Annotated in this window: 21 protein-coding genes and 1 other RNA gene; 13 read left to right on the top strand and 9 right to left on the bottom strand. The window is 40.9% G+C overall.

Annotated elements, in window-relative coordinates; all coding sequences use genetic code 11:
- Nucleotides 1-26: 26 nt before the first annotated feature.
- From ssrA to H6G69_RS09445, 5 genes are all read right to left on the bottom strand, one after another.
- Nucleotides 27-414, bottom strand: a transfer-messenger RNA (tmRNA) gene (gene ssrA / locus H6G69_RS09465).
- Between the two features lie 153 nt (nucleotides 415-567).
- Complete coding sequence (locus tag H6G69_RS09460; RefSeq protein WP_190685056.1) at nucleotides 568-774, bottom strand: phycobilisome linker polypeptide; 207 nt, start codon at nucleotides 772-774, stop codon at nucleotides 568-570.
- Nucleotides 775-1,013: 239 nt separating this feature from the next.
- Nucleotides 1,014-1,502 carry an allophycocyanin subunit beta gene (gene apcB / locus H6G69_RS09455; RefSeq protein WP_190685053.1) on the bottom strand — a complete coding sequence of 163 codons (489 nt, stop codon included), beginning with the start codon at nucleotides 1,500-1,502 and terminating at the stop codon, nucleotides 1,014-1,016.
- A gap of 64 nt (nucleotides 1,503-1,566) precedes the next feature.
- A complete protein-coding gene (gene apcA / locus H6G69_RS09450) occupies nucleotides 1,567-2,052 on the bottom strand; it encodes an allophycocyanin subunit alpha (protein WP_190685050.1) in 486 nt (161 codons plus the stop codon).
- A 378-nt stretch (nucleotides 2,053-2,430) separates the two neighbouring features.
- Nucleotides 2,431-5,838, bottom strand: coding sequence for a phycobilisome rod-core linker polypeptide (locus tag H6G69_RS09445; protein WP_190685047.1), 3,408 nt, complete (start codon nucleotides 5,836-5,838; stop codon nucleotides 2,431-2,433).
- Nucleotides 5,839-6,488: 650 nt separating this feature from the next.
- On the opposite strand from H6G69_RS09445, the gene H6G69_RS09440 reads away from it, so the two are divergent.
- On the top strand, nucleotides 6,489-7,019 hold the full coding sequence (locus H6G69_RS09440) for a hypothetical protein (protein WP_190685044.1): 531 nt from the start codon (nucleotides 6,489-6,491) through the stop codon (nucleotides 7,017-7,019).
- Nucleotides 7,020-7,210: 191 nt separating this feature from the next.
- On the opposite strand, the gene H6G69_RS09435 is transcribed toward H6G69_RS09440, so the two are convergent.
- Nucleotides 7,211-7,939: a 2-phosphosulfolactate phosphatase gene (locus tag H6G69_RS09435; protein WP_190685041.1), complete on the bottom strand. Its 729-nt coding sequence runs from the start codon at nucleotides 7,937-7,939 to the stop codon at nucleotides 7,211-7,213.
- Nucleotides 7,940-8,033: 94 nt separating this feature from the next.
- Between H6G69_RS09435 and H6G69_RS09430 the strand changes: the two genes are divergently transcribed.
- A complete protein-coding gene (locus tag H6G69_RS09430; protein WP_190685038.1) occupies nucleotides 8,034-8,387 on the top strand; it encodes a type II toxin-antitoxin system HicB family antitoxin in 354 nt (117 codons plus the stop codon).
- A gap of 2 nt (nucleotides 8,388-8,389) precedes the next feature.
- Nucleotides 8,390-8,815, top strand: a complete 426-nt coding sequence (locus H6G69_RS09425; protein ID WP_190685035.1) for a type II toxin-antitoxin system VapC family toxin — start codon at nucleotides 8,390-8,392, stop codon at nucleotides 8,813-8,815.
- A gap of 99 nt (nucleotides 8,816-8,914) precedes the next feature.
- Here the strand turns inward: H6G69_RS09425 and H6G69_RS09420 are convergent, their stop codons facing one another.
- From H6G69_RS09420 to H6G69_RS09410, 3 genes are read right to left on the bottom strand one after another with little or no spacing between them, the layout of a single operon-like run.
- Entirely contained in the window at nucleotides 8,915-10,771 is a 1,857-nt protein-coding gene (locus H6G69_RS09420) for a PDZ domain-containing protein (protein ID WP_190685032.1), read from the bottom strand.
- A gap of 6 nt (nucleotides 10,772-10,777) precedes the next feature.
- Entirely contained in the window at nucleotides 10,778-11,572 is a 795-nt protein-coding gene (locus H6G69_RS09415; RefSeq protein ID WP_190685029.1) for a protein phosphatase 2C domain-containing protein, read from the bottom strand.
- Nucleotides 11,573-11,591: 19 nt separating this feature from the next.
- On the bottom strand, nucleotides 11,592-12,251 hold the full coding sequence (locus H6G69_RS09410) for a VWA domain-containing protein (protein WP_190685026.1): 660 nt from the start codon (nucleotides 12,249-12,251) through the stop codon (nucleotides 11,592-11,594).
- A 210-nt stretch (nucleotides 12,252-12,461) separates the two neighbouring features.
- On the opposite strand from H6G69_RS09410, the gene H6G69_RS09405 reads away from it, so the two are divergent.
- The 10 genes from H6G69_RS09405 (at nucleotide 12,462) to H6G69_RS09360 (ending at nucleotide 22,293) form a co-directional block, all read left to right on the top strand.
- Entirely contained in the window at nucleotides 12,462-13,646 is a 1,185-nt protein-coding gene (locus tag H6G69_RS09405; protein WP_190685023.1) for a class I SAM-dependent methyltransferase, read from the top strand.
- Between the two features lie 456 nt (nucleotides 13,647-14,102).
- A complete protein-coding gene (locus tag H6G69_RS09400) occupies nucleotides 14,103-14,588 on the top strand; it encodes an ATP synthase subunit I (protein WP_190685019.1) in 486 nt (161 codons plus the stop codon).
- Nucleotides 14,589-14,786: 198 nt separating this feature from the next.
- Nucleotides 14,787-15,548, top strand: a complete 762-nt coding sequence (atpB, locus tag H6G69_RS09395) for a F0F1 ATP synthase subunit A (RefSeq protein WP_190685016.1) — start codon at nucleotides 14,787-14,789, stop codon at nucleotides 15,546-15,548.
- Nucleotides 15,549-15,771: 223 nt separating this feature from the next.
- Entirely contained in the window at nucleotides 15,772-16,017 is a 246-nt protein-coding gene (atpE, locus tag H6G69_RS09390; RefSeq protein WP_008233924.1) for an ATP synthase F0 subunit C, read from the top strand.
- Between the two features lie 178 nt (nucleotides 16,018-16,195).
- Complete coding sequence (locus H6G69_RS09385; RefSeq protein WP_190685014.1) at nucleotides 16,196-16,627, top strand: F0F1 ATP synthase subunit B'; 432 nt, start codon at nucleotides 16,196-16,198, stop codon at nucleotides 16,625-16,627.
- 132 nt (nucleotides 16,628-16,759) lie between these two features.
- On the top strand, nucleotides 16,760-17,329 hold the full coding sequence (locus tag H6G69_RS09380) for a F0F1 ATP synthase subunit B (RefSeq protein ID WP_190685011.1): 570 nt from the start codon (nucleotides 16,760-16,762) through the stop codon (nucleotides 17,327-17,329).
- A complete protein-coding gene (gene atpH, locus H6G69_RS09375; RefSeq protein ID WP_190685009.1) occupies nucleotides 17,329-17,883 on the top strand; it encodes an ATP synthase F1 subunit delta in 555 nt (184 codons plus the stop codon). The genes H6G69_RS09380 and atpH overlap by 1 nt, the downstream gene beginning before the upstream one ends.
- Nucleotides 17,884-18,050: 167 nt before the next feature.
- Entirely contained in the window at nucleotides 18,051-19,571 is a 1,521-nt protein-coding gene (atpA, locus tag H6G69_RS09370; RefSeq protein WP_190685006.1) for a F0F1 ATP synthase subunit alpha, read from the top strand.
- Between the two features lie 220 nt (nucleotides 19,572-19,791).
- Nucleotides 19,792-21,030, top strand: a complete 1,239-nt coding sequence (locus H6G69_RS09365) for a GTPase (protein ID WP_190685003.1) — start codon at nucleotides 19,792-19,794, stop codon at nucleotides 21,028-21,030.
- Between the two features lie 174 nt (nucleotides 21,031-21,204).
- Nucleotides 21,205-22,293, top strand: coding sequence for a GTPase family protein (locus H6G69_RS09360; RefSeq protein WP_190685000.1), 1,089 nt, complete (start codon nucleotides 21,205-21,207; stop codon nucleotides 22,291-22,293).
- Nucleotides 22,294-22,385 lie beyond the last annotated feature (92 nt).

Genomic DNA, 22,385 nt, shown 5'->3' with positions numbered 1-22,385 from the left:
TGTTTGGTGGATTTATTGGTTGTATTGAGTGGATCCGAGCAGAGTCGAACTGCTGTCCAAATTGGGTATTGACCCCCCGCTCATTCACAGGTTTAGCCTTTCTGACCCTCAAGGCGGGAATCGTTCATTATCCCGAACGTAGGATGCTCTGATTAAGTCTTAGCTAGCAAGTCAACCAGAGAATACTTGCTAGAGCATCCGTTGGGGTTGGTCTCTAGTCCTTAACGGAGTCAAACCAGAGACGCTCGAACCTATAAGAGGCTGTTAGGCAGCTACTAGGGCTTCCTTACGAGCAAATTTTACGATGTTATTCGCATTTACTTTTTTTTGAGCCTTTGATTTACGAGAGCAGACTCACTCTCGACCTGAGTCACAGAGTAGCGTTCGCCAACCTGTCGAAACCGTTACGGACCCATGTTCGATATCTTCCTATTATAATTCCTGCTCAGGCAAATGTGTTACAAGATGACAAAGAAATATTAATTTCTGATGCTAGACGACAAAAAAAGAGGCCGCTTTTGACCTCTTGGGAACTCCCTACAATAAATTTCAATTTGTATATATGAATTATGACAGGCCAGTGTTGGTGCCTTGCTTGCCAGTTGCCAGTTCCACTTTAACGATTTTGCCACCCATTTTTTGAATCCGTTGCTGTTCGCGGAACCAGTTATCGTAGGGAACCAATTTCGTAAAATAGGTATTTTGTAGTTCGCGTTGAGTACGAATGCGGGTTTGGCTTGGAACGCAAGCAGTGATTTTAAACAACCGCGCCATGTGATCAATCTCCTGTGGTGAGTGTGAAAACTTTTTTATTTCAAAGTGAAGCGGGAGTATTTTTTTGGGCAAATCTTTATTTAATCTCTCCAAGGCTGGAAATCAAACATCAATACTAGACCACTAACACTCATCGTGATTTATGCAATTTAAGATAAGCGACAAGACGTTCTAGCACTCACGGTTGATTTCCAGACCTTAATAAAGCTGCACCTAATGACTTAGATGCCAACTAGCTCTTAGCTCAAGCCAGAGGAGATATAGTCTAAGTAAACACCGAGTTCTTTACCAGCGTCGGGGCCTACTAAGCTAGCAGCTACTTCTTTGATAGCTTGGATAGCTTGTACAGTAGCACCTACGGGTACACCCAAGGAGTTGTAGGTTTCTTTCAAACCGTTGAGTACGCGCTCATCGAGGATGGAAGGATCGCCAGCTAGCATAGCGTAGGTAGCATAACGCAAGTAGTAATCCAAGTCACGGATACAAGCAGCGTAACGACGGGTGGTGTACATGTTACCACCGGGACGGGTGATATCAGAGTACAACAGAGATTTAGCAACAGCTTCTTTAACGATCGCAGCTGCGTTTGCGCTGATGGTGGTAGCTGCACGAACGCGCAGTTCGCCAGTTGCGAAGTAGGCTTTTAGTTTTTCTAAAGCAGCTGTATCGAGGTACTTACCTTGAACGTCCGCAGAGTTAATGACAGCGGTAATTGCGTCTTGAGCCATTTTGTTAATTCCTTATTTTCAACCGTATTGCAACAGTTTGTATCAGCAGGGAAAAAGCGTTACCCTACGCCAATGAACCTACTACGTAGTCAAAGTAAGCGCCAGCTTCAGCAGCATCTTCAGCTGACAACAGGGTAGAAGCAGCATTTTTCAGTGCAGCAACACCAGCGGAAACCGCATCAATAGGAGTACCTAAAGACTTGTACATTTCCCGAACGCCAATGATACCGATTTCTTCGATGGGTGTAACGTCACCAGCAACGATTCCGTAGGTGATGAGGCGGAGGTAGTAGTCTAGGTCGCGTAAGCAGGTAGCTGTCAGTTCTTGACCGTAAGCGTTACCACCAGGAGATACAACGTCAGGACGCTTTTGGAACAGGCTGTCACCAGCTTGCTTAACTAGACGCTCACGGTTGTCGGTCAAAACTTGAGCGATGCGGAGGCGTTGTGCGCCACCAGCAACAAAAGCTTTAATACGATCTAATTCGCCAGGGCTGAGGTAGCGAGCTTCTGCATCAGCATTCACGATGGACTTCGTGACGATACTCATTAATGGATTCCTCCAGTACTAATGAAACCAGGATATGAAACTGGTGCGATTTTAATTTCGGTCGAATGGTAGCTACGTTTTCTCGTTGTTTTTTAGATACAACAGTTGAGTAGCTGCTGTAGTTAATACTTTACGAGTTTGCTAGTGTTAATTTCAACTACACGAGCTGTAAAACTTCGCTACCTTCCGCAAAATATTCTCCGGCATTCTGTTGAGCATTTATGACTGCTCTTAATACTTTGTAATATTCCTTTTCAGATTTACACTTTAAACCGGAGTCTGAGAGGAATGTTACGCAATGTAAAGTATTATTAGTCAGCAGGTAATAGTCAAGAGGTTGACACTCTTGACTATAGACCTTTGAGTATGAACTAAGTATTAGCGATCGCCTGGACGACCAGTTAATACCGCCGGAGACAGGCTAGACCAAGATTGTTTCACTAGGTCAGCAGCTGCTTGCACACTACCGAGGTAGTTACCAGCAGGTAGGGATGGGAAGCGTGGGTATGGAACCACATCTTCACCGAAGTAACGAGCGTATTCTGGGCTATCTATAATTGCTTCTACAGCTGCTCTCAAACCACTATCAGCCAATAGTTTGTTATATTGACGGATTTCGCCTTGAGTAGCGGGTGCACGACCCAACAGATGACGGAATAGGTATTCAATCACCTTGGTGTTGGGATAAGGGGTATAGAAGCGTTTGCGATAGATTTCGGAGCTGGCGAGTTCGCGGACAAACTCACGCACTGAGATTTCACCATTCCGCAGTTTGCTGTCGAGTTCGCTCCGACGGTAATAATCAGGCACTTGACCGCTAAATACATCCAATACCTGACGGTAAGCAGCGTTGATAATTAGCTGTCTTTCTGCTTGGGTGCTACCATCGGTTAACCGGAAAATCCGTGCAGGTTTACGACGGCTAGTACCCACACCCACTTCGACAGACTGACCGCGACCATCGTTGTAAGAACGACCCAATTCGATAAACAAGGGCTTGGTCTTGTCGATTTGCCGTGCTTGGGCTGCCAAATCTGCGATCGCTTTTGCCAAAATTGGTGTATTGGCAGACTCTATCCGCGCTTTGACTGGCTTAAAGCTAGGCACAACCACATCATCATTTTGCTTGGTGAGTTGGTTGTAAAGCTTCTCGGTATTGGGGAAGTTAGCCGCAGGTAAAGTTGGGAAGCGACGGTAAGGAACTGTATCTTCACCAAATACTTGACCATACTCTGCACTGTTCAACAATGCCGCAATAAACGCCTTCAGACCTTTGGTAGCCAAAATCTGGTTATACTTGCGGATTTCTGCTTGGTCAACAGGCGCACGTCCTAAGAAGTGCTTGGTTCCCAACTCAATTACCTTGGTGTTGGGATAAGGTGTATAGAATTCCTTCAGGTACAGGTTAGAGTACCCCAAACCTTCAATAAATTCTTTGACAGTGATTTCACCGTTACCCAGCTTACTTTCTAGGGCAGTGAATTCATTTTGAGCAATGTAAGGTGCTATATCGCGCTCAAAAATTTGGCGGTAAGCAGCACTAATCAAAGTTTGTACTGCAACTTTATCAACTGTATTGGCCACCAGCTTGAAGACTTTTGTTTGTTCACGCTGCTTGCTAACACCTTGATTAATCCGGAACTGAATATCTGGTTCTGTGCGATTTTGGCTAACTGCACCCAGTTCCACAAAGCGGGGGGTTTCTTGCTTGTCAACTTTGGTGGCGACCACATCCTCGCGGATAGTCCCAACACGCAGTTGCCGCAAAGACACACCAGCTGGAGTTAGATACCGTTCGTAAGGAACTGTATCTTCACCAAAAGCTTCGCTGTACTCGACGCTATCTAAGATGGCATCAACAACAGCGTAAAAACCTTTCTTAGAGGCAATATCGAAGTATTTGTTATTTTCTTGGCGACCGTAGGTAGGACGACCCAACAAGCGACGGTGGATGTATTCGATCGCTTTACAAACATACAACGGTGTCCAGTACAAACTGCGGAATAAGTCAGACTTAGCCAAAGCTCTGACAAATTCCCGTACAGAAATATCGCCGTTTTCTAGCTTAATTTCTTGGACTTTCAGCCGTTGACCTTCGTAAACATCACGACCGATAACTTGCAAGTAAATTGCTCTAATTACTGCTTGTGTGGAGCTTTCAGAGAATCTCACACTTGCACCCTTAGCGGCTTTTTTACCGATAGTGCCAGGAAGTTGATCCAACTTGAATACTTTTGGCCCTAGGCTACCAGGTGCTACGCCTCGCGCTCTGGGGTTGCTCAGTTGGTTATTGATACCAGGCCCTTGGTGAATCAAGATCCGTCTTGTATCTTTACCAAATGGAGCCGGACGGCTGCTGGGGTTGCGAGTTTCTTTCGGGAAAATCGCGCCAAACTGAATTTCTAATGGGTCGTTACCAGAACCATAAGGGTGTTGATCTGGTAATGGCTGTTCGTAAGCGGCGAATGTGGTGATGAACTGAGGTACTTTGCGGAAAGGCGCACTGTAGTTAAACAGGTCTTGTTGTGGCCCCCAGTTGCGACATTCTTGAGCTTCTTGACCCAAACCGCGAATGTAAGGTACTGTCTCTTCGCCAAAGTAATCGGAGTATTCTTCAGAATCTACCAAAGCATCTACTAATTTAGATAGACCACCGGTAGAAACAATTGAGAAGTATTTTTGTACTTCTTCGCGGCTACTTGGCCCCCGTCCCAAAATGTGACGGAAAGCGAGTTCAATAACGCGGCTGTTAATAAATGGCTGATAAAACTGTTTTTGGTAAAGCGGAGATTTTGCCAAACGACGAACAAACTCTTTCATTGAGATGTCGCCATTTTTTACCTTGGATTCCAAATCAGAAATCGACAAGCTATAAGCACGGGTAATATCGCGCTCAAAGATTTGCCGATATGCTGCTTTGACTACTTCATTTTTTTCGGTAGCTGACAACCCAGGTTTCATCACATATTTAGGACGACGTTCTGCGGCATTAAAGTAAATTTGCGGCAGTTGTAACCCTTGTTGGTCGCCAGAAGGACGTTGACGTAGTTTGGTCGAAGGTGTGGGTGCTTTGAACTCTGTCAATAACACGTCCATATACTGAGCCACAATATTTGTTGCTTCAGCATCTTGGCGGAAGTAAGACAGAGATGCAGCTTTGATTTCTTGCAAAGCTACGATAGTTGCTTCACCAGAGCAAGCATTTTCAATGATTTCCCGTAGACCCCGTGTGTTGACAGCAATGATGTTGGGGTCGCCCGCGACGATCGCATAAGTAGCATAGCGCAAGAACCAGGACAAGTCCCGCAAGCTCTTGGCCATGTTGCTTGGGCCGTAACGTGCAATGTTAATTGGTCTAAAACCAGGTGGTGTTGGGCCGCTAGGAGAGGTGTTGAAGATAGAGCGCAAGTTTTCTAAGAAGCCACCCCGACTTTCAACGTAGGTGACAGTCCCTAGTTTCATGCTTTCTCTGACATCACCAGCACCAACAGCAGCACCAGCCATCGCCAATTCTTGTTGTTGTGGCTTTTCTAAGAAAGCCATTGGCGAACCACCGACAAATATCCGGTTAGCAGCACGAGATACGATAATCTCAGAATTTTCTGTGAGAATCTGAGCAATTTCTAGACGTTTTGCGCCTGATGCAAAATAGCTTGCCAGTTCATTTAATTCTCCAGATCCCAAAAAACGGTCTTGTTGTTCCGCTTGGGAAATGGTTGCTACAGCTAGGGTTTGATATAGTTGCGGACGCGCAACTGAGCTTCCACCACTCGCCTTAACACTCATCGGATTTGTAAAACTCCCATCATAATCGTTTATGTGTTAAGTCTGGGTCGCTTTGAGGCTTGACACATTTGTGTGTTTATGCCTTCAGAGTACCGCCTTCAAAACTGCCAGTAAAATTAACCCAGTCAGCTTTTAGATTAGAACGTTTTGCGTTTTTCCTGGTAATTTATTAAGAAGTATGTAGATTCTGTATCCTTGATTTAGCAAGTTTAAGAATATATACTCCTGTTGACATGAGACAAAATCTAAGTTTTGTATCTGAAAGTTAAAAACTTTACAAAAATATTTTACTGGAGTCTCTACTCATATTTTATTTAGCGACGACAAAAGTATACAAACCTTAGTCTTTAGAGTCTGGGTAGAATAAGCAGATATTAGCTTGCTGGTAGAAAATAAGAGCGATCGCTTTTTTATTCTTGTAAATAAAATTAATTCTCATCTTCGTCAATACCTCATACCATTTCACGAAAATCCTGATACAAATACATTGGTTTTTAATTCTTTCTCCCTGCCCTCTGCTCCCTGCCCCCTGTGACCCATTTGTATCAAACTTAAAGTGAAACGGTATCAGTCCTAAATTTTGGCAATAATGACCGCGAAAGCATCCTGAGCTATGCTGTAGTCTTCAGCATTAGTACACAGGAAATTTTATGAGAAATAGTAATAAATTTAACCTCTTCATCTTTGCCGCTTTGTCATCTTTAGCGGTTGTCTTAGGTATCACACCAGCCAATGCACTTCCAGGACAAAACATCAACGCCGTTATTAAGTGGTCAAAAACAAAACCTCAACTACCAAGCCTCACATATAGCAGCGAAGCACACGGCTACTCAGGTACAAAAGGTAATTTATATTTTTATGTTGATGTTCCTTCGGAGAATGGAATAGTCACTAAAGAAGGAATTACCGTGAGTGGAGACTCCAGCATCAAATTCACTACGAAAAATTCCAAGTCAGTGAAGTTAATTCAAACTATTTATAACAATAACATCGCTAATGACTTTAGCCAGTCTCGCCGCATCACCAAAGTCGGTCGAGACCATTATTATAGAGGTAAAAAATATGCTTATATTCTGGCTGAAGTTGAAGGTGGTTCAGCATTTCAGATCATAAAATTACAACAATTGCAAACAGAAATTGATAGCGCAAAATATTGCCAAACCCATCAATGTGATTTGTAAGTAGAAGGTAGGAGGCAGTCCCCATGAAACAAGTTTCATAGCCAAGCATGAAAGTGGGACTAGCACTTTTACTCAGCACTCAGCACTCAGCACTTTCAATTTAGGAGGCTCAACGTTTAAGATAAGCGTTTTTTATTGGCATTTTATCTGCAATTATTTCTATCTAATGAATTACTTTTGTATTTGAGTGCCTAAACCGACTGTTTTCTATAAGCGTTCTCAGTAAATAAAGGCACACAACTGCTGATGTTGAAAGCTGCGGCTAGTTCAACATCAGCAACGAAATTTTTCGCAATTAATTCTTTGCCAGAACTGCATTTTTGTAAGTAACCTAGTAAATCTTGGCGCAAAGCTTGAAAAGATTGGAGAGCGATCGCAGCCTCTGGTGATAAACTGCCATCTAAATAACTCAAAATAGCCCCAGCACCAATCAAATCCTCGAAAGCAGGCCGGAGGCTACCATCTTCCTTCCATCGCTCACCTGCTGGAATCACCGCAATTTTATTACCATATCTTTGAGCAAACTGCGCCACAGCTTCACAATTACGCAAACAACCCGCCAAAGTAGTTGTAGTTCCAGTCAGCAAAGTCAGAGTCGAACCATTTAACGAAGGTAAGACTAAGCGAGTTCCCGATGGGATGTTTATCAGTGAGACTGGCGAAAGAGAATATTTAGTCATAGACCCTTGTTGTCTGTGAGTTGCTAATTCAGCCTGTATCGAATTTGCATAATCAACAACTGATTCATCTGCAAAAGCATAGGGAAAAATTATCGCGCCGTTGTTAGTAGCAACCTCTACACAAGTAGAAAAAGAAAGCACATCAACTATTACTACCACATCGCTAATAGGAGCAAGTTGAGCAATTCCTTGTGCGCCCCATTCGCAACGCAAATCAAACTCTGACTGGTCATAAATCATGAAATTGATAGTTAAACAGTAAATAACTCTGTATTTATCTATGATTCCGTTACAAAGTTATAATCACAATATAAAACCTAAAGCGTAAAATATTATGAGTTTCACTGTCAAAACTTCTTCTAGTAATACTTCAGACAAGTTAACTTATGATGTTTTAATTGAAAACCAAGCAGATGGTCAAGTCAGAGCAACATTAATCGGTTTACCAGATTGTCAAGGTTTTGGTAGCACAGAAACAGAAGCCATAGAAAAACTCAGTCAAAGTTTGCAACATCGCTTAGAAGCTGCCAAGATTGTAACTTTAGAAATTGAAACCACCAAAAAAAATAATCCTTGGTTGAAGATAGCTGGTAAATATAAAGATGATCCGCAATTTGAGCAAATGCTGGAATACATACAAGAATATCGACGTGAACTAGATCATAACCATGAACAAAGGTCAATATAGATGTGAATAATTTACGAATACTAGATACAGATCACTTATCTTTGCTGCAAAGAGGTGAGCCATCTATTATAAGGCGATTAAATACCTTTAATCCTCCAGATGTTGTGATAACTATTGTTACTGCAACTGAACAAATCAGGGGAAGAATGAATACTATTAACAAAGCTAATTCATCAAAAGAATTAGTTTTGGCTTATGCTAGGTTGCAAGATACATTAGAAGATTTAAGTAGTATTAGTGTACTCAAATTCAGTGAATATGCGGCAAATATTTACGCTGACTTAGTTAGACAAAAAATCCGCGTTGGTACTCAAGATTTACGCATCGCAGCAATTACTCTTTCAGTGGATGGAATTTTAGTAACCCGCAACAGAAGAGACTTTGAAAAAGTTCCTAATTTACGTTTAGAAGATTGGACTATATCGTAATTGATTCCAATGCTAATTTTAATATTGGTTAATATCTAAAAAATATAGCCAAATTTTTAGCTGTATAATATGATTGATATAGAATAATTATATATTGTCTTAATATTGTTGAATATCTTTAAGAAATTTCCTAGCTTTTTTATTTCCTAAGCTTGCAGATTTTTGTAAATATTCTATTCCTTTATATTTATCTCCATTCATAATATGACTAGCACCAAGTAAAAAGTAGGCTTCGTCATTACTGAAATTTAGCTTAACTGCCTCATTACAGTCGTCTAGTGCATTGCTAAAATCTTCCAATTGAAAACGAGCTGAACAACGGTTAACATAATCTTGCTCAAGGTTGTGATTGATAAAACGCTCCCTAATTAGCATTGTGCTTGTATTTCTGAAGCCTTGACGACCAACCAGTAAAAAAACTGCGGTATTTACATCACCTTGTATTAACTTAGCTACATCTGTTACACTCATGTCTAATGTCGATTGGCCATTGACTTCCAATATTTGATCACCAATTTTAAGATTTCCTAATGCTGCTGGAGATTTGTCTAAAATATCGGTAATTATTGGTATTTTATTTTTTTCATCAAATTGGAATGAAATACCAATACCAATTGTGTATGCTTCAATTTCACTGTTGGCGATTGCTCTCAATTGTGATTTAGTTAATTCTTGTAATTCTTGTGAGTCATTTGAAGTTGGTATTTCTAGCTCACTTTTTGTAGGAATAAAATTGTTAGATGGAGAAAATAGGCTTCTAATACCAGATTTAATAAATGAAACGAGTGCTATTGAGATTAAGGTTATAACAATACTCAAAATAGTATTAATAAATTGATTATTTTTGTTAATCTGATTTTTATTAGACAACTGTTGATTTGTACTGTGTAGAGTTGGATAACTTGTCGAGGCTTTTACAACAAAAGTGGAAGTTTCTTTTCCAGGAAAAATATCAACACCAAGTTTTGTAGAGCGATCGCACCAATAGCATTTACCATAAGTTCGGCTATAGTAGTGACTGTCTACTCTCCCGCATAGAATTAGCTTATCATTAGCTACCTTTAACGCTTCTAACCACTCCTTAGCAGTCGGGCGTAAATTAGGATTTTGATAACCATCGTTAAAGCACCTGAGAAAACATCGCCGAACCTCTGGATGAACAATCTCAAGGGGAATAGTCCTCTCTACAGCTTGTAACAAACTATATGGTGCATAAAGCCATAAACCTCGACGGATAAGTTCATTAGGTTGTGGCGTGTCTCCTGCACCTGTCCATCTTCCCTGAAATGGAGTTTGACCACCAAATAATAATTGATAAATAATTACTGCTAACCGAAATCTATCATGTATTTCCGTTTGTTCAAGGGTAGAAAACTCTTTACCAATTAGTTCCGGTGGTGTATATCCTTCTGAACCTACTAAACAACGATAAACTTTACCATTTTTAGGATTTTTAACCTGAAAAGAATCAGTATCAATAATTGAGGCTAAAGCCCGATTATTAACCAGAATATTTTGTTGTTTAATATCACCTAATACATAAGCAGCATCATGAAGTGCCGCTATAAGTGAGGTAATATTCAGAGCAGTTGTATGTAGAAAACGCCAATCAATCTCTAGTTTCAACGCCTTTCGATGCTGGGGATTATAAACAGCAATCAGTTCTGTTCCACCTTTAACCTCTGGCATTAAAAAGCCTTTAATATCACCTTGAGTATTTTTCAAAGCCGACTTAGGCCAAGCAAAAGAAATATGATTAAGGTGAGAATTTGGTTCTGTGGGTGGATGTGCTATCATCAAACCTAGTTTTTGCAACCGTTCAGGTGTTGGTGAATGATAAATTTTAGCTAAATAACCATTTTCATTAGTTCGGTAAACCTTAGCTTCACCACTATCAGCTATTTGATTCAATAGAGTGATTGATTTCCCCGTACTACTACAGATGAGAAGCGTCATGGAATTTTACTCTCTTTCCCAACGACACAATAGCAGAGTTTTATCATCATCAGTACGAGCATTTAACCGTTCAGAGTTGAGAAAATTGGTTAAATATTCGGCATCTTCTTCTGGATTTTGGGTTAGCTCTAAGTATTCTTCAAAAGGTTTAAAAAACGGCGAGAAAGGTTTCCAATCTTGAAAGCGAATGGCTACTTTTTCTAGCCCATCAGTAGAAGCACAAATAAACTCTTGCTCCCCTGAACTAACCTTCACCTGCATTTCTTGTAGTGCATTCTCTGAAGTTATAAAAGTCGTTTCATTGGCAAACTCACCTTTATCTGGCTGAAACAACAGTTGATATTCTTCAGAGTTTTTACAACGCAATACAATAAATCCGTCCCCAATTTGCATAGCTGCAAGCCAGTGGGGAGTAGCAACAAAAACCAAAAGCGTACAAGCTAAATCACTAACAGGATCATCTTCTTTCTCTGCTTGGTTGCATAAGTCATTAATGACTTTTTTTGCAGTTTTAGTAAATAGCTTTTTAGCTTCTGCTTCTGAAAGTGCTTGATAAAATATTTCCCAGCAATGTTTACGCTTCTGAAGATATTCACTAATTCTTGATAGATATTTAACTGTCGTTTCTACCGCTAACTTAGAACCAACATCAGCATACTTAGCACTACCAGCACCATCAGCAACCGCGCCTACAATTACATCATCTTTAAAGATGCGACAACGCCCATAATCTTGACAAGGTATCCCTTGGCTTATATGACTCGTTCCTGTCTCAGAACGAGCAATTGCTTTCCAACCCACAATAAATAAATCCTTAAATTTAGGTAGTAATTTGACCCCATCCCACAGGCGGTAATGCTACAGCCTCGCCTACTTTGCCACTAGAAACCCGTTTCATGGACGTGGAAAGCCAAACAAATAAAGAGCGAAAATCTAATCCATTCAACATCATCGGTGGACGTTGAGGGGGTGCAATTTGTCTAAGCTTATTCATATCCGCATCCTGAACAGCGACGGTAAAAAACGACAGTCTACTACTTTCTTCCGCTTCCCTCACCCTTTGCGCTGCACCTTGCCAAAAATCTGTCGGCGCACCATCAGTAATTAAAAATACCCAAGGACGATAGTAGAGAATACCGTTATCTTTATAAGTCTGTTTTCTATTTTCCAACAAATCTAAAGCGTACTCTATCGCCTCACCCATTGGTGTTACACCATCTGCTTCTAGCCTGGGTGCTGTAAACTGATCTATGGTTACAAAATCTTGTATGAGTCGCACCACTGATCCAAAAGTAACAATAGCAACTTCAACACTAAGAGAGGCTTGAGCATCTTTCAGCACATCCTCCTTAAAAGCTGCTAACCCTCGATTTAACTCCTGGATAGGTTGCCCTAACATTGAACCAGAGGTATCAAGTAAAAGAATTACTGGGCAACGATTTTCTGGGTTTTCTACGAATTCAGGCAGTCCGATTGCCATCTGATGATCCTGATTGAGTATCTTATACGGTGATTCAAAGCAATTTTATTAACTAATATTTACTTGAACAGTAGTGGTTTTACTGAAAGAATACCCATTGATAGCTTAAGACCGCTTTTTCAGATAAAGCCGACACACATCTTAAATTATCCTGTCTACCTTAAGCACCCAGTATTCGCTAAACTCAGAGATGCTGCGATTTTGTTCATCATGTCAGATTCCCAAAGTGTAAGTGCTGCTGTTGCCAAACTTTACAACACATATCCTTTTCCCCCAGAACCCCTACTAGATGAACCACCCCCAGGCTATAACTGGCGGTGGAATTGGTTAGCAGCTTCTAACTTCTGTACAGGTCAAAAACCGCAAAAGCAAGACATCCGCATTTTAGATGCTGGTTGTGGTACAGGTGTTGGTACAGAATACTTGGTTCACCTCAACCCCCAAGCTTCTGTAGTGGGAATTGATTTGAGTGCTAGTGCTTTAGCTGTCGCTAAAGAACGTTGTCAGCGTTCAGGTGCAAACCGCGTTGAATTTCATCACCTCAGCATCTACGATGTGGAACAATTGCCGGGTGAATTTGATTTAATTAACTGTGTCGGCGTTTTACATCACTTACCAGACCCCATTGGCGGTATTCAAGCTTTGGCAAAAAAATTAGCCCCAGGCGGCTTAATGCACATTTTTGTGTATGGCGAATTGGGACGCTGGGAAATTCAATTAATGCAAAAAGCGATCGCTATCCTTCAAAATGAGAAACGTGGCGACTACCGTGATGGTGTAAAAGTTGGACGGCAAATCTTTGCATCTCTACCAGAAAATAATCGCCTTGTCAAATACGAAAAACAACGTTGGGTAATGGAAAACCACCGCGATGAATGTTTTGCTGATATGTACGTTCATCCGCAAGAAATTGATTACAACGTTGACACACTTTTTGAATTAATTGATGCGTCTGGTTTAGAATTTATTGGCTTTTCAAATCCGGGTTTTTGGGATTTAGATAGACTTTTAAGCAAAGCACCGGAATTAATTGAACGAGCAAATAATTTAAATGAGCGTCAACGTTATCGCTTAATAGAATTATTAGACCCAGAAGTTACCCATTACGAATTTTTCCTTGGCCGTCCTCCGATAACTAAAGCTGACTGGTCAAAGGATAATTATATTTTGTCGGCAATTCCTGAACTCAATCCTTGTATTGATGGTTTTCCTAACCAATGTATATTTAATTACGATTACCAAATTGTTAACTTGTCACCAGCAGAGTTAGAGTTTATGCAAGCCTGTGATGGAAAGGCGACAGTCGCAGAAATTTTGATAAATGCCTCGTTAGAATTGGCTGGTGTCAGAAACTTGGTGAAGCAGCAGTTGGTAATGTTGACACCTGGTTTGTAGGAGTATGAGCGATCGCTCTCAAGCAAATTTGGTGAAACTAATGTAAATTAAGAAAGTACACAGCAATGCCCCCTCTAGTGGGTAGTACAAACTCCAACTGCTGGAGTTTGGTAGAATTTGGCTTGGTGTGATGTCTAACGACAAGACGCTTTGTGTCTAAGCCCCTCAAGCACCAACTAAGTTTTCTAAACTCCAGCTTTCCCGATACATTCATGATTGTGATTACACAAAGTTTCTGGAGGTCACTTACACTATCTAAGAAAAAAGCAATTGTACATCAATTAGGAAATTTTCAGGCGATCGCGTCGCATCTTACCTTCACCTGATTCCTAAAATTACTCGAACTTTGAGCCTACCCAAAGTTTAAATTGTGTTGCGCTTGAGTAAGAAAACAAGAAGTTAATTGTTTTTTTCTAAAGTATTGTTACCGGATCGTGATATGATTCAGCTGACTGAATGTGCAGTCATAATAAGTTAGCTGTACTGGTTTCAAGTCCCGTGAGCTTGTCAGAAGAACCAATTGCGCCCACTCCGACAACACAACAAGATTCTCAATCTGGTTTTGCGGACACAAAACCAGTCAACACTTCTATGCAGGAGTTCTATCAACTCTATCAGAAGTTGTTGGTAATCACACTTGTTTTGACGGGGATTATATTTATCTCTGTGTGGATTTTTTATTCACTAAACATTGCCCTGAATTATTTAATTGGGGCGTGTACAGGTGTGGTTTACTTAAAGATGTTAGCTAACGACGTTGAGCGATTGGGTGCTGAAAAAAATCGTCTAAGCAAAAATCGTTTTGCTTTATTTATTGGGTTGATTATACTAGCAACTCAATGGAACGATCTACACGTAATGCCCATTTTTTTGGGATTTCTTACATACAAGGCCACGCTCCTCGTCTATACGGTGCAAACTGCGTTCCTTCCTGATTCTTAAAACAGTGAACAGTGAACAGTGAACAGTGAACAGGGTTGTGGTGTGTGTAGAAGCGCACACAAATGATGTAAGGGACTTTAACCCAACAGACAAAGCTGACAACTGATAACTGACAACTGATAACTGATAACTGATTAACAGTCAGGCTCACTAAAGACAATACACCCATCCTCGCTCGTTGGGGAAAATGCTTGAAGAATGCAAATGCTTAGTGTTTTAAACGCCTTTAATTCTTTTCCCCTCGCCGAATTAGAAGTAGGTCATCATTTCTACTGGCAATTAGGCAACCTCAAAATTCATGGGCAGGTTTTTCTCACCTCCTGGTTCGTGATTGGCGTTCTGGTAATAGCTTCATTAGCTGCTACTCGGAACATACAAAAAGTTCCCAGTGGTATCCAAAACTTAATGGAATACGCTCTGGAATTTATTCGTGATCTAGCAAAAAACCAACTTGGTGAGAAAGAGTACCGCCCTTGGGTACCATTTATTGGTACATTGTTCTTGTTTATCTTCGTATCGAACTGGTCAGGTGCTTTAATTCCCTGGAAGCTTATCAAGCTGCCATCTGGTGAATTAGCGGCTCCCACCAATGACATCAATACGACGGTAGCATTGGCACTGCTGACTTCTCTTGCTTACTTTTATGCAGGTTTCAGCAAACGCGGTTTAGGCTACTTCAAGAAGTATATAGAGCCAACACCCGTATTGTTGCCGATCGCCATTCTCGAAGATTTCACTAAGCCCCTCTCCCTAAGCTTCCGTCTTTTCGGTAACATCTTGGCGGATGAATTAGTTGTGGCGGTATTAGTGCTGCTCGTGCCTTTATTTGTACCTCTGCCTGTAATGGCCTTGGGTTTATTTACCAGTGCCATTCAAGCTCTAGTGTTTGCTACCCTAGCAGGGGCATACATTCATGAGGCAATGGAAGGACACGGCGGCGAAGAGCATGAGGAGCATTAAATCAGTAAACAGCAAACAGTGAACAGTTATCATGCAAGTTGATAACTGATAACTGATAACTGATAACTGTTAATCTGCTCAGTTGTTAGCACAGTTCTGACGAGCATCAAAGCTCAAAACGTCGCAAACTGCGATTTGCGAGAACTCGGTGCAGCGTGAAAAAACACGTCTTTACTAGTTAATTTACTTTTGTAGTTCTGTACTTAAAGCAAGGAAAATCAAAATGGATCCATTAGTTTCTGCTGCTTCAGTTCTGGCTGCTGCTTTAGCAATTGGTTTGGCTGCTATCGGCCCTGGTATTGGACAAGGTAACGCTGCTGGTCAGGCGGTAGAAGGTATTGCTCGTCAACCAGAAGCAGAAGGTAAAATTCGCGGTACTCTGCTATTAACCTTGGCGTTCATGGAATCTTTGACCATCTACGGTCTAGTAATCGCCCTAGTACTATTGTTCGCTAACCCATTTTCCTAGAACCTAAAAGTTTTGTGAGTGTAGAGACGTGAATTTTCACATCTCTACACAACAAATATTTTGGGGATTAATTGGTTCTGATGTAGGCTGACCCTCGTGGCTATGGGTCTCTAAAATACGAAAGGTTGGATAACGTTGCTAGCCATGAAAACTGCTACTCCAGCCAAAGAGGAGAGAAATGTTTGATTTCGATGCTACTTTGCCCTTTATGGCATTGCAGTTCCTGCTGTTGGCAGCCTTGTTGAATGTAATTTTCTATAAGCCACTGACCAAGGTACTGGATGAACGCGATAATTACATCCGCACCAATACCCTTGAAGCCAAGGAACGTCTAGCCAAAGCCGAACGCCTAGCTCAAGAATATGAGCAACAACTAGCAGAAGCTCGCAGGCAATCGCAAGCGACTTTAGAAGCTGCTCAGGCTGAAGCTAAGAAAATTACTGCCCAGAAGATTGCTGAGGCGCAACAAGAAGCCCAAGCTCAAAGAGAAAAAGCTTCTATTGAAATAGAGCAACAAAAGCAGGAAGCTATGCGTTCCTTAGAACAACAAGTTGATGCTCTCAGCAGGCAGATCCTAGAAAAACTATTAGGGCCGAGTTTAGCTAGATAAGCTGATACTGGCCAAGCGAAAGCATACGCGCAACTGGGCATTTGTCCCAGCGCGCTTAATTAAGTGTCAAAACAGACACTTTTTTCCTACGGGAAGACAAAACTTATTAGCAAGCGAGCAGCGCACTTGTAAATGGCTATCATGGGCACTTTCTTACTACTTGCCGCAGAAGCTCAAGCTGTTCACTCTGAATTGGCAGAAGGCGCAGCAGAAGGTGGTTTCGGTCTAAACTTAGACATTTTAGAAACCAATCTGATAAACTTATTGATTCTGATTGGCATACTATTCTACTTTGGACGTAAAGTTTTAAGCAATATCCTGAACGAGCGCAGCTCCAATATCGCAACTGCCATTCAGGAAGCAGAACAACGCTTAAAAGAAGCGCAAGCTTCTCTTTCACAGGCACAAGAACAGTTGACCCAGGCTCAAGCTGAGGCACAACGCATTCGCCAAGCCGCCACAGAAAGCGCCCAGGCAACCAAGCAAGCTCTGTTAGATAAAGCAGCACAAGACGTAGAACGCTTGAAACAAACAGCAGCAGCAGACTTGAACACCGAAAGAGAGCGGGCGCTAACCGAATTGCGGCAGCGAGTAGCCGCTTTGGCACTACAGCAAGTTGAATCACAGCTGCGCTCTGGTGTAAGTGACGATGTTCAACAGGCACTAATTGACCGTAGCATCGCTCAGGTGGGAGGACGGTAATGAAAAGTAACATAGAAACAGCCGAAATCGCCCAGCCTTACGCACAGGCACTGATGTCAGTAGCACAGTCTCAAAATCTGACAGAAGAGTTCGGTAACGATGCGCGTGCCTTACTAGACTTGTTGCAAAATTCTCAACAACTGCGAAATTTTATCGATAACCCCTTCATTGTGCCTGACACCAAAAAAGCGGTGATCAGCCAAGTCGTGGGTGAAGGTGGTAATCCTTATTTACGCAACTTTTTGCTACTGTTAGTAGACAAACGACGCATCTTCTTCTTAGACCAGATTTTAAAACAGTACTTGGCATTGCTACGGCAGCTGAATCAAACTGTGTTAGCAGAAGTAACTTCTGCTGTTGCGCTCTCACCAGAGCAAGAAGAAGCCATTAAACAGAAGGTCATCGGCATCACCAATGCGCGTCAAGTAGAACTTGAAACTAGAGTAGACAGCGAATTGATTGGTGGTGTGATCATCAAAGTCGGCTCACAGGTAATCGACGCGAGTTTACGTGGTCAACTACGTCGCTTGTCTTTGCGTTTGACAAATGGCTAGGAAGAGGCAGGGGAGCAGGGAGCAGGGAGCAGGGGAGAAAAGTTTTACTCAGCACTCAGCACGGGCTAAACGCCCCGCTAACAGCACTCAGCACTCAGCACTTTCAACTCAGCACTTTTGGATATTGATTACTATTTCTTCCGTGTTGCAAAAGAAAAACATACACCATGAGCATATCAATTAGACCTGACGAAATTAGCAGCATTATTCAACAGCAAATCGAGCAATACGACCAAGAAGTCAAAGTTGCTAACGTTGGAACCGTTCTACAAGTAGGTGACGGTATTGCCCGGATTTATGGTCTGGAAAAGGCTATGGCTGGGGAACTTTTGGAATTTGAAGATGGCACAATTGGTATCGCCCAAAACTTAGAAGAAGATAACGTGGGTGCGGTACTCATGGGTACAGGTAATAGTATCCAAGAAGGTAGTTCTGTGAGAGCTACTGGTAGAATTGCCCAAATCGGTGTCGGTGAAGCCTTAATTGGACGGGTTGTTGATGCTTTAGGTCGTCCCATCGACGGCAAAGGCGACATCAAATCCAGCGAAAGCCGCTTGATTGAATCACCTGCACCCGGTATCATTGCTCGTCGTTCTGTACACGAACCAATGCAAACCGGGATTACCGCTATTGACTCCATGATTCCCATTGGTCGGGGTCAGCGCGAGTTAATCATCGGCGACCGTCAAACAGGTAAAACTGCGATCGCAATTGACACCATCATTAACCAAAAAGGTGAAGATGTAGTTTGCGTCTACGTAGCCATTGGTCAAAAAGCTTCTACCGTAGCTAACGTAGTTCAAACCTTACAAGAAAAAGGCGCACTCGACTACACCGTAGTTGTTGCAGCTAACGCCAGTGACCCTGCTACCTTACAATTCTTGGCTCCTTACACCGGAGCTACCATTGCTGAGTACTTCATGTACAAAGGCAAAGCTACCCTAGTAATTTACGACGACTTGTCCAAGCAAGCACAAGCTTATCGCCAAATGTCCTTGCTACTACGTCGTCCACCCGGACGGGAAGCTTACCCCGGAGACGTATTCTACATTCACTCTCGCTTGTTAGAAAGAGCCGCTAAACTTAGTGATGAGTTGGGTACTGGTAGCATGACTGCGCTACCCATCATCGAAACCCAAGCAGGTGACGTATCCGCATACATTCCTACAAACGTAATTTCCATCACCGACGGTCAGATATTCTTATCTTCTGACTTGTTCAACGCTGGTATTCGTCCTGCTGTAAACCCTGGTATTTCCGTATCCCGTGTGGGTTCTGCGGCACAAACCAAGGCAATGAAAAAAGTTGCTGGTAAGATTAAACTGGAACTCGCACAGTTTGATGACCTCCAAGCCTTCGCGCAATTTGCTTCTGACTTAGATAAAGCTACCCAAGACCAATTAGCAAGGGGTCAACGTCTGCGGGAACTCCTCAAGCAGTCTCAAAATGAGCCTTTGTCTGTAGCTGAACAAGTGGCAATTCTTTACGCTGGTATTAACGGTTACTTAGATGATATCGCTGTAGATAAAGTAACCACCTTTACCAAAGGTTTCCGCGACTACCTGAAAACTGGTAAGTCTCCTTATTACGGAGCAGTACAAAGCAAAAAAGTACTAGGTGATGAAGAAGAAGCCGCATTGAAAGCTGCTTTAGACGATTACAAAAAGACCTTCAAAGCCGCAGCGTAAGTAAGTTTTTGCATTTTGTATAAACCGAGTTTTGAAGCAAATCTATTATTTTATAGATAAACGCTTATTAATAAACTCGGTTTTCTTTTTTGTTTGCAAGAAAAATATTTCTCACCATTTCAAGTAGAAACGTATAGATTTTAATAAAAATTTAGAATTAATTTATGGTGTGGATTGTCAAACATAGTATGATAATTTACAAAAAATATTAGTAATTATTATGGATATTGACAATTTTTTGCCTGATTTTAAGAAATGGCAACAGCAAATTACTGATAAATTAGAAGGTCAGGCTAAAGACCCTGAAAATTATAATGAGTTACCTAAATGTAATATTTTATTAATAGGCAAAACTGGAGTTGGTAAAAGTACATTAATTAACTCCATCTTGCGAACAACTCTAGCTCCATCTGGTGCAGGTAAACCTGTAACTGGTGAACTACAAAGATATGAGCAAAAAGAATGTCTCATCGTAGCTTTTGATTCAAGAGGATTAGAGTTAGCGGATGGGGAATTAAATAGAGATAATACTGAAAGCAATAAGAGAGACGTTGAGGCATTAATAGAAGGCAGGCACACAAAATTTCCAGGTGTAACAATTGATGTAATTTACTACTGTATTAACGCCAACTCTGAAAGATTTGAGGATATAGAAGAAAAATGGATTACTGATTTAAGAGAAAAACACAATAATATCCCGATTATTATTGTCTTAACAAGAACAATAAAGCAACCGGAATTACATGAGCTTTTCATAGCAATCAAGAATGGAGACGCTATAAAAGAAGAAAAACTTAAATCTTTAATACATTGCATTACCGAGAAAGAGGAAATAATTATAGACAAAAATAGAGTTCCACTTATCCCAATTCTGGCTGTAGAAGAGAAAATTAGCGATAAATACACATCCCCAGAAAAGAACCTAGACCTTTTAGTTAGACAAACTGCTAGTCTTCTGGAAAAACAAGCAAAACAAGCGTTTATTAGTGAACAGGTTGCTAGTATCGACCTCAAAATAGAAGAAGCACAGAAATTGACTGCTGTGTATACCTCGGTGACTAGTCTTATTGCATTAAATCCTGTTTTTCCTGTTAGTCCAACTATTCTTCCTGCGACACAACTGCTTATTTTAAAAAAAATAAGTTCAATCTTTGGACTGAAGCAAGAAGAACAAGAATTATTGTTATCAGCAGAGTTCCAAGCATTTGGTGGAGCAATATTAACAACTGGTGTATCTACAATTCTAACTAGTTTAGTACCAGTTGTAGGTTCAATAAACGATGCTTTGGTTGCGGGAACATCAACATCTTTGCTTTGTTTAGCTTGGATTGATACTCTAAAGCGTAATTCTTTAAGACTTGTAGATGAAAAGATACTAACTAAGGAAGAAATCCAACAATTTATAGAGATTTTTGAAGAAGAATATAAGAAATACTGCGATAAGATTCAGTATCCATGAGATTGTACCAAATGAGTTCGGTAGAGACTTTACAAATAAAGTTTATATCATTAGAAATAAAGTTAATTTTCAGAAAAAATTTGCTTATATTTCATTAAAATGTATAAAAATAGCAAATTCAATTATGGCTAGTGCTATAATTGGTTAAAAACCTTGATTAAGGTATGTCCATCAATGGCTGATAACAATACTAGTTATAGTAATGAGCAGCTGCGTGATACTTTTAATAAAGAATACGAATCGTTTGCCAAAGAGATTGGTCAATGTAATATCTTATTACTCGGTAAAACTGGGGTAGGTAAAAGTACTCTTTTAAATGCTGTTTTTACCAAACAATTAGCAATAACTGGAATTGGCAAACCTATAACTCAAGATATTCAGCAGTATAGCCAACCAAATTGTCCTATTACAGTCTATGATTCTCCAGGACTAGAATTAACTGGACGAGTAATTAAACGTCTAAAAGAAGATGTTGCTAGACTAATTTCCGATCAACGTAAGCTACCTATTCAAAATCATATTCATTTTGTCTGGTTCTGTATTCATGAGCAGTTAGGCAGATTTGAGGATGCTGAGGAGGAATGGATTAAAGATTTAATTAAACAAGAAGTACCAGTTATTATTGTTCTTACCCAAACACTTGATCCTAAAAATAGTAAGTTACTGGACTTTATTAAAGAACAAAATTTACCAGTCGATGATGTTATTCCAGTTTTGGCAAAGCCAGTTCAAATTACTGATTATATTGAGATTCCAGCGCATGGACTAGCACATCTAGTTAAAGTGACTGCCTCAGTTTTACCAGAAGTTGCCAGAAAAGCCTTTATTAAAGAACAAAAGGTCAATATAGATTTAAAAATATCAGAAGCAGAGAAATACCTTAACGTCTATGTAGCAGGAGCAGCCGTAGCTGGTAGTCCCATTTCTTGGTATTTCGGCGGATTGGCAGTAGCTGGCGCTCAGACGGCTATGATAGCACATCTGACCGCTATGTGCGGGTTGGAGTTTAAAAGTTCTTTTTTGGTTCCAATATATGCTGCTTGTGCATCTGTATCAATCCCCACGTTAATAGCAGTTTCAATACCTGGGATAGATTCATGGCTTGGAGTTCCAGCCGCAGCGATAATGACATACTTAATGGGCAAGGCTTTGCTTGTTGGATATGAAAAGTATCTAAAGGCACAGATAACTGGAAATGAAATGTCTAAATCTGAGCTGGCAAAGATTATTATTGACAGTTACAAAAAATCTCTGCGTGAATAAAAATAAAGAACCAAAATGAAAATAATGTTATGTTCGGTATGGCATAATTTAGAATATCCTCTAAGTCTTACATATCAAGCATCACAAATATG

This window comes from Nostoc sp. FACHB-110, from assembly GCF_014697425.1.
In the GTDB taxonomy this organism is placed as follows: Bacteria; Cyanobacteriota; Cyanobacteriia; order Cyanobacteriales; family Nostocaceae; genus Nostoc_B.
Note: the sequence above shows the minus strand (reverse complement) of the source record. Positions and strands in the feature narration are given on the sequence as shown.

Coding starts and splice junctions, on each gene's coding strand:
- H6G69_RS09460 (WP_190685056.1), bottom strand. CDS start 774: ATGGCGCGGTTGTTTAAAATCACTGCTTGCGTTCCAAGCCAAACCCGC.
- apcB (WP_190685053.1), bottom strand. CDS start 1,502: ATGGCTCAAGACGCAATTACCGCTGTCATTAACTCTGCGGACGTTCAA.
- apcA (WP_190685050.1), bottom strand. CDS start 2,052: ATGAGTATCGTCACGAAGTCCATCGTGAATGCTGATGCAGAAGCTCGC.
- H6G69_RS09445 (WP_190685047.1), bottom strand. CDS start 5,838: ATGAGTGTTAAGGCGAGTGGTGGAAGCTCAGTTGCGCGTCCGCAACTA.
- H6G69_RS09440 (WP_190685044.1), top strand. CDS start 6,489: ATGAGAAATAGTAATAAATTTAACCTCTTCATCTTTGCCGCTTTGTCA.
- H6G69_RS09435 (WP_190685041.1), bottom strand. CDS start 7,939: ATGATTTATGACCAGTCAGAGTTTGATTTGCGTTGCGAATGGGGCGCA.
- H6G69_RS09430 (WP_190685038.1), top strand. CDS start 8,034: ATGAGTTTCACTGTCAAAACTTCTTCTAGTAATACTTCAGACAAGTTA.
- H6G69_RS09420 (WP_190685032.1), bottom strand. CDS start 10,771: ATGACGCTTCTCATCTGTAGTAGTACGGGGAAATCAATCACTCTATTG.
- H6G69_RS09410 (WP_190685026.1), bottom strand. CDS start 12,251: ATGGCAATCGGACTGCCTGAATTCGTAGAAAACCCAGAAAATCGTTGC.
- H6G69_RS09405 (WP_190685023.1), top strand. CDS start 12,462: ATGTCAGATTCCCAAAGTGTAAGTGCTGCTGTTGCCAAACTTTACAAC.
- H6G69_RS09400 (WP_190685019.1), top strand. CDS start 14,103: ATGTGCAGTCATAATAAGTTAGCTGTACTGGTTTCAAGTCCCGTGAGC.
- atpB (WP_190685016.1), top strand. CDS start 14,787: ATGCAAATGCTTAGTGTTTTAAACGCCTTTAATTCTTTTCCCCTCGCC.
- atpE (WP_008233924.1), top strand. CDS start 15,772: ATGGATCCATTAGTTTCTGCTGCTTCAGTTCTGGCTGCTGCTTTAGCA.
- H6G69_RS09385 (WP_190685014.1), top strand. CDS start 16,196: ATGTTTGATTTCGATGCTACTTTGCCCTTTATGGCATTGCAGTTCCTG.
- H6G69_RS09380 (WP_190685011.1), top strand. CDS start 16,760: ATGGCTATCATGGGCACTTTCTTACTACTTGCCGCAGAAGCTCAAGCT.
- atpH (WP_190685009.1), top strand. CDS start 17,329: ATGAAAAGTAACATAGAAACAGCCGAAATCGCCCAGCCTTACGCACAG.
- atpA (WP_190685006.1), top strand. CDS start 18,051: ATGAGCATATCAATTAGACCTGACGAAATTAGCAGCATTATTCAACAG.
- H6G69_RS09365 (WP_190685003.1), top strand. CDS start 19,792: ATGGATATTGACAATTTTTTGCCTGATTTTAAGAAATGGCAACAGCAA.
- H6G69_RS09360 (WP_190685000.1), top strand. CDS start 21,205: ATGGCTGATAACAATACTAGTTATAGTAATGAGCAGCTGCGTGATACT.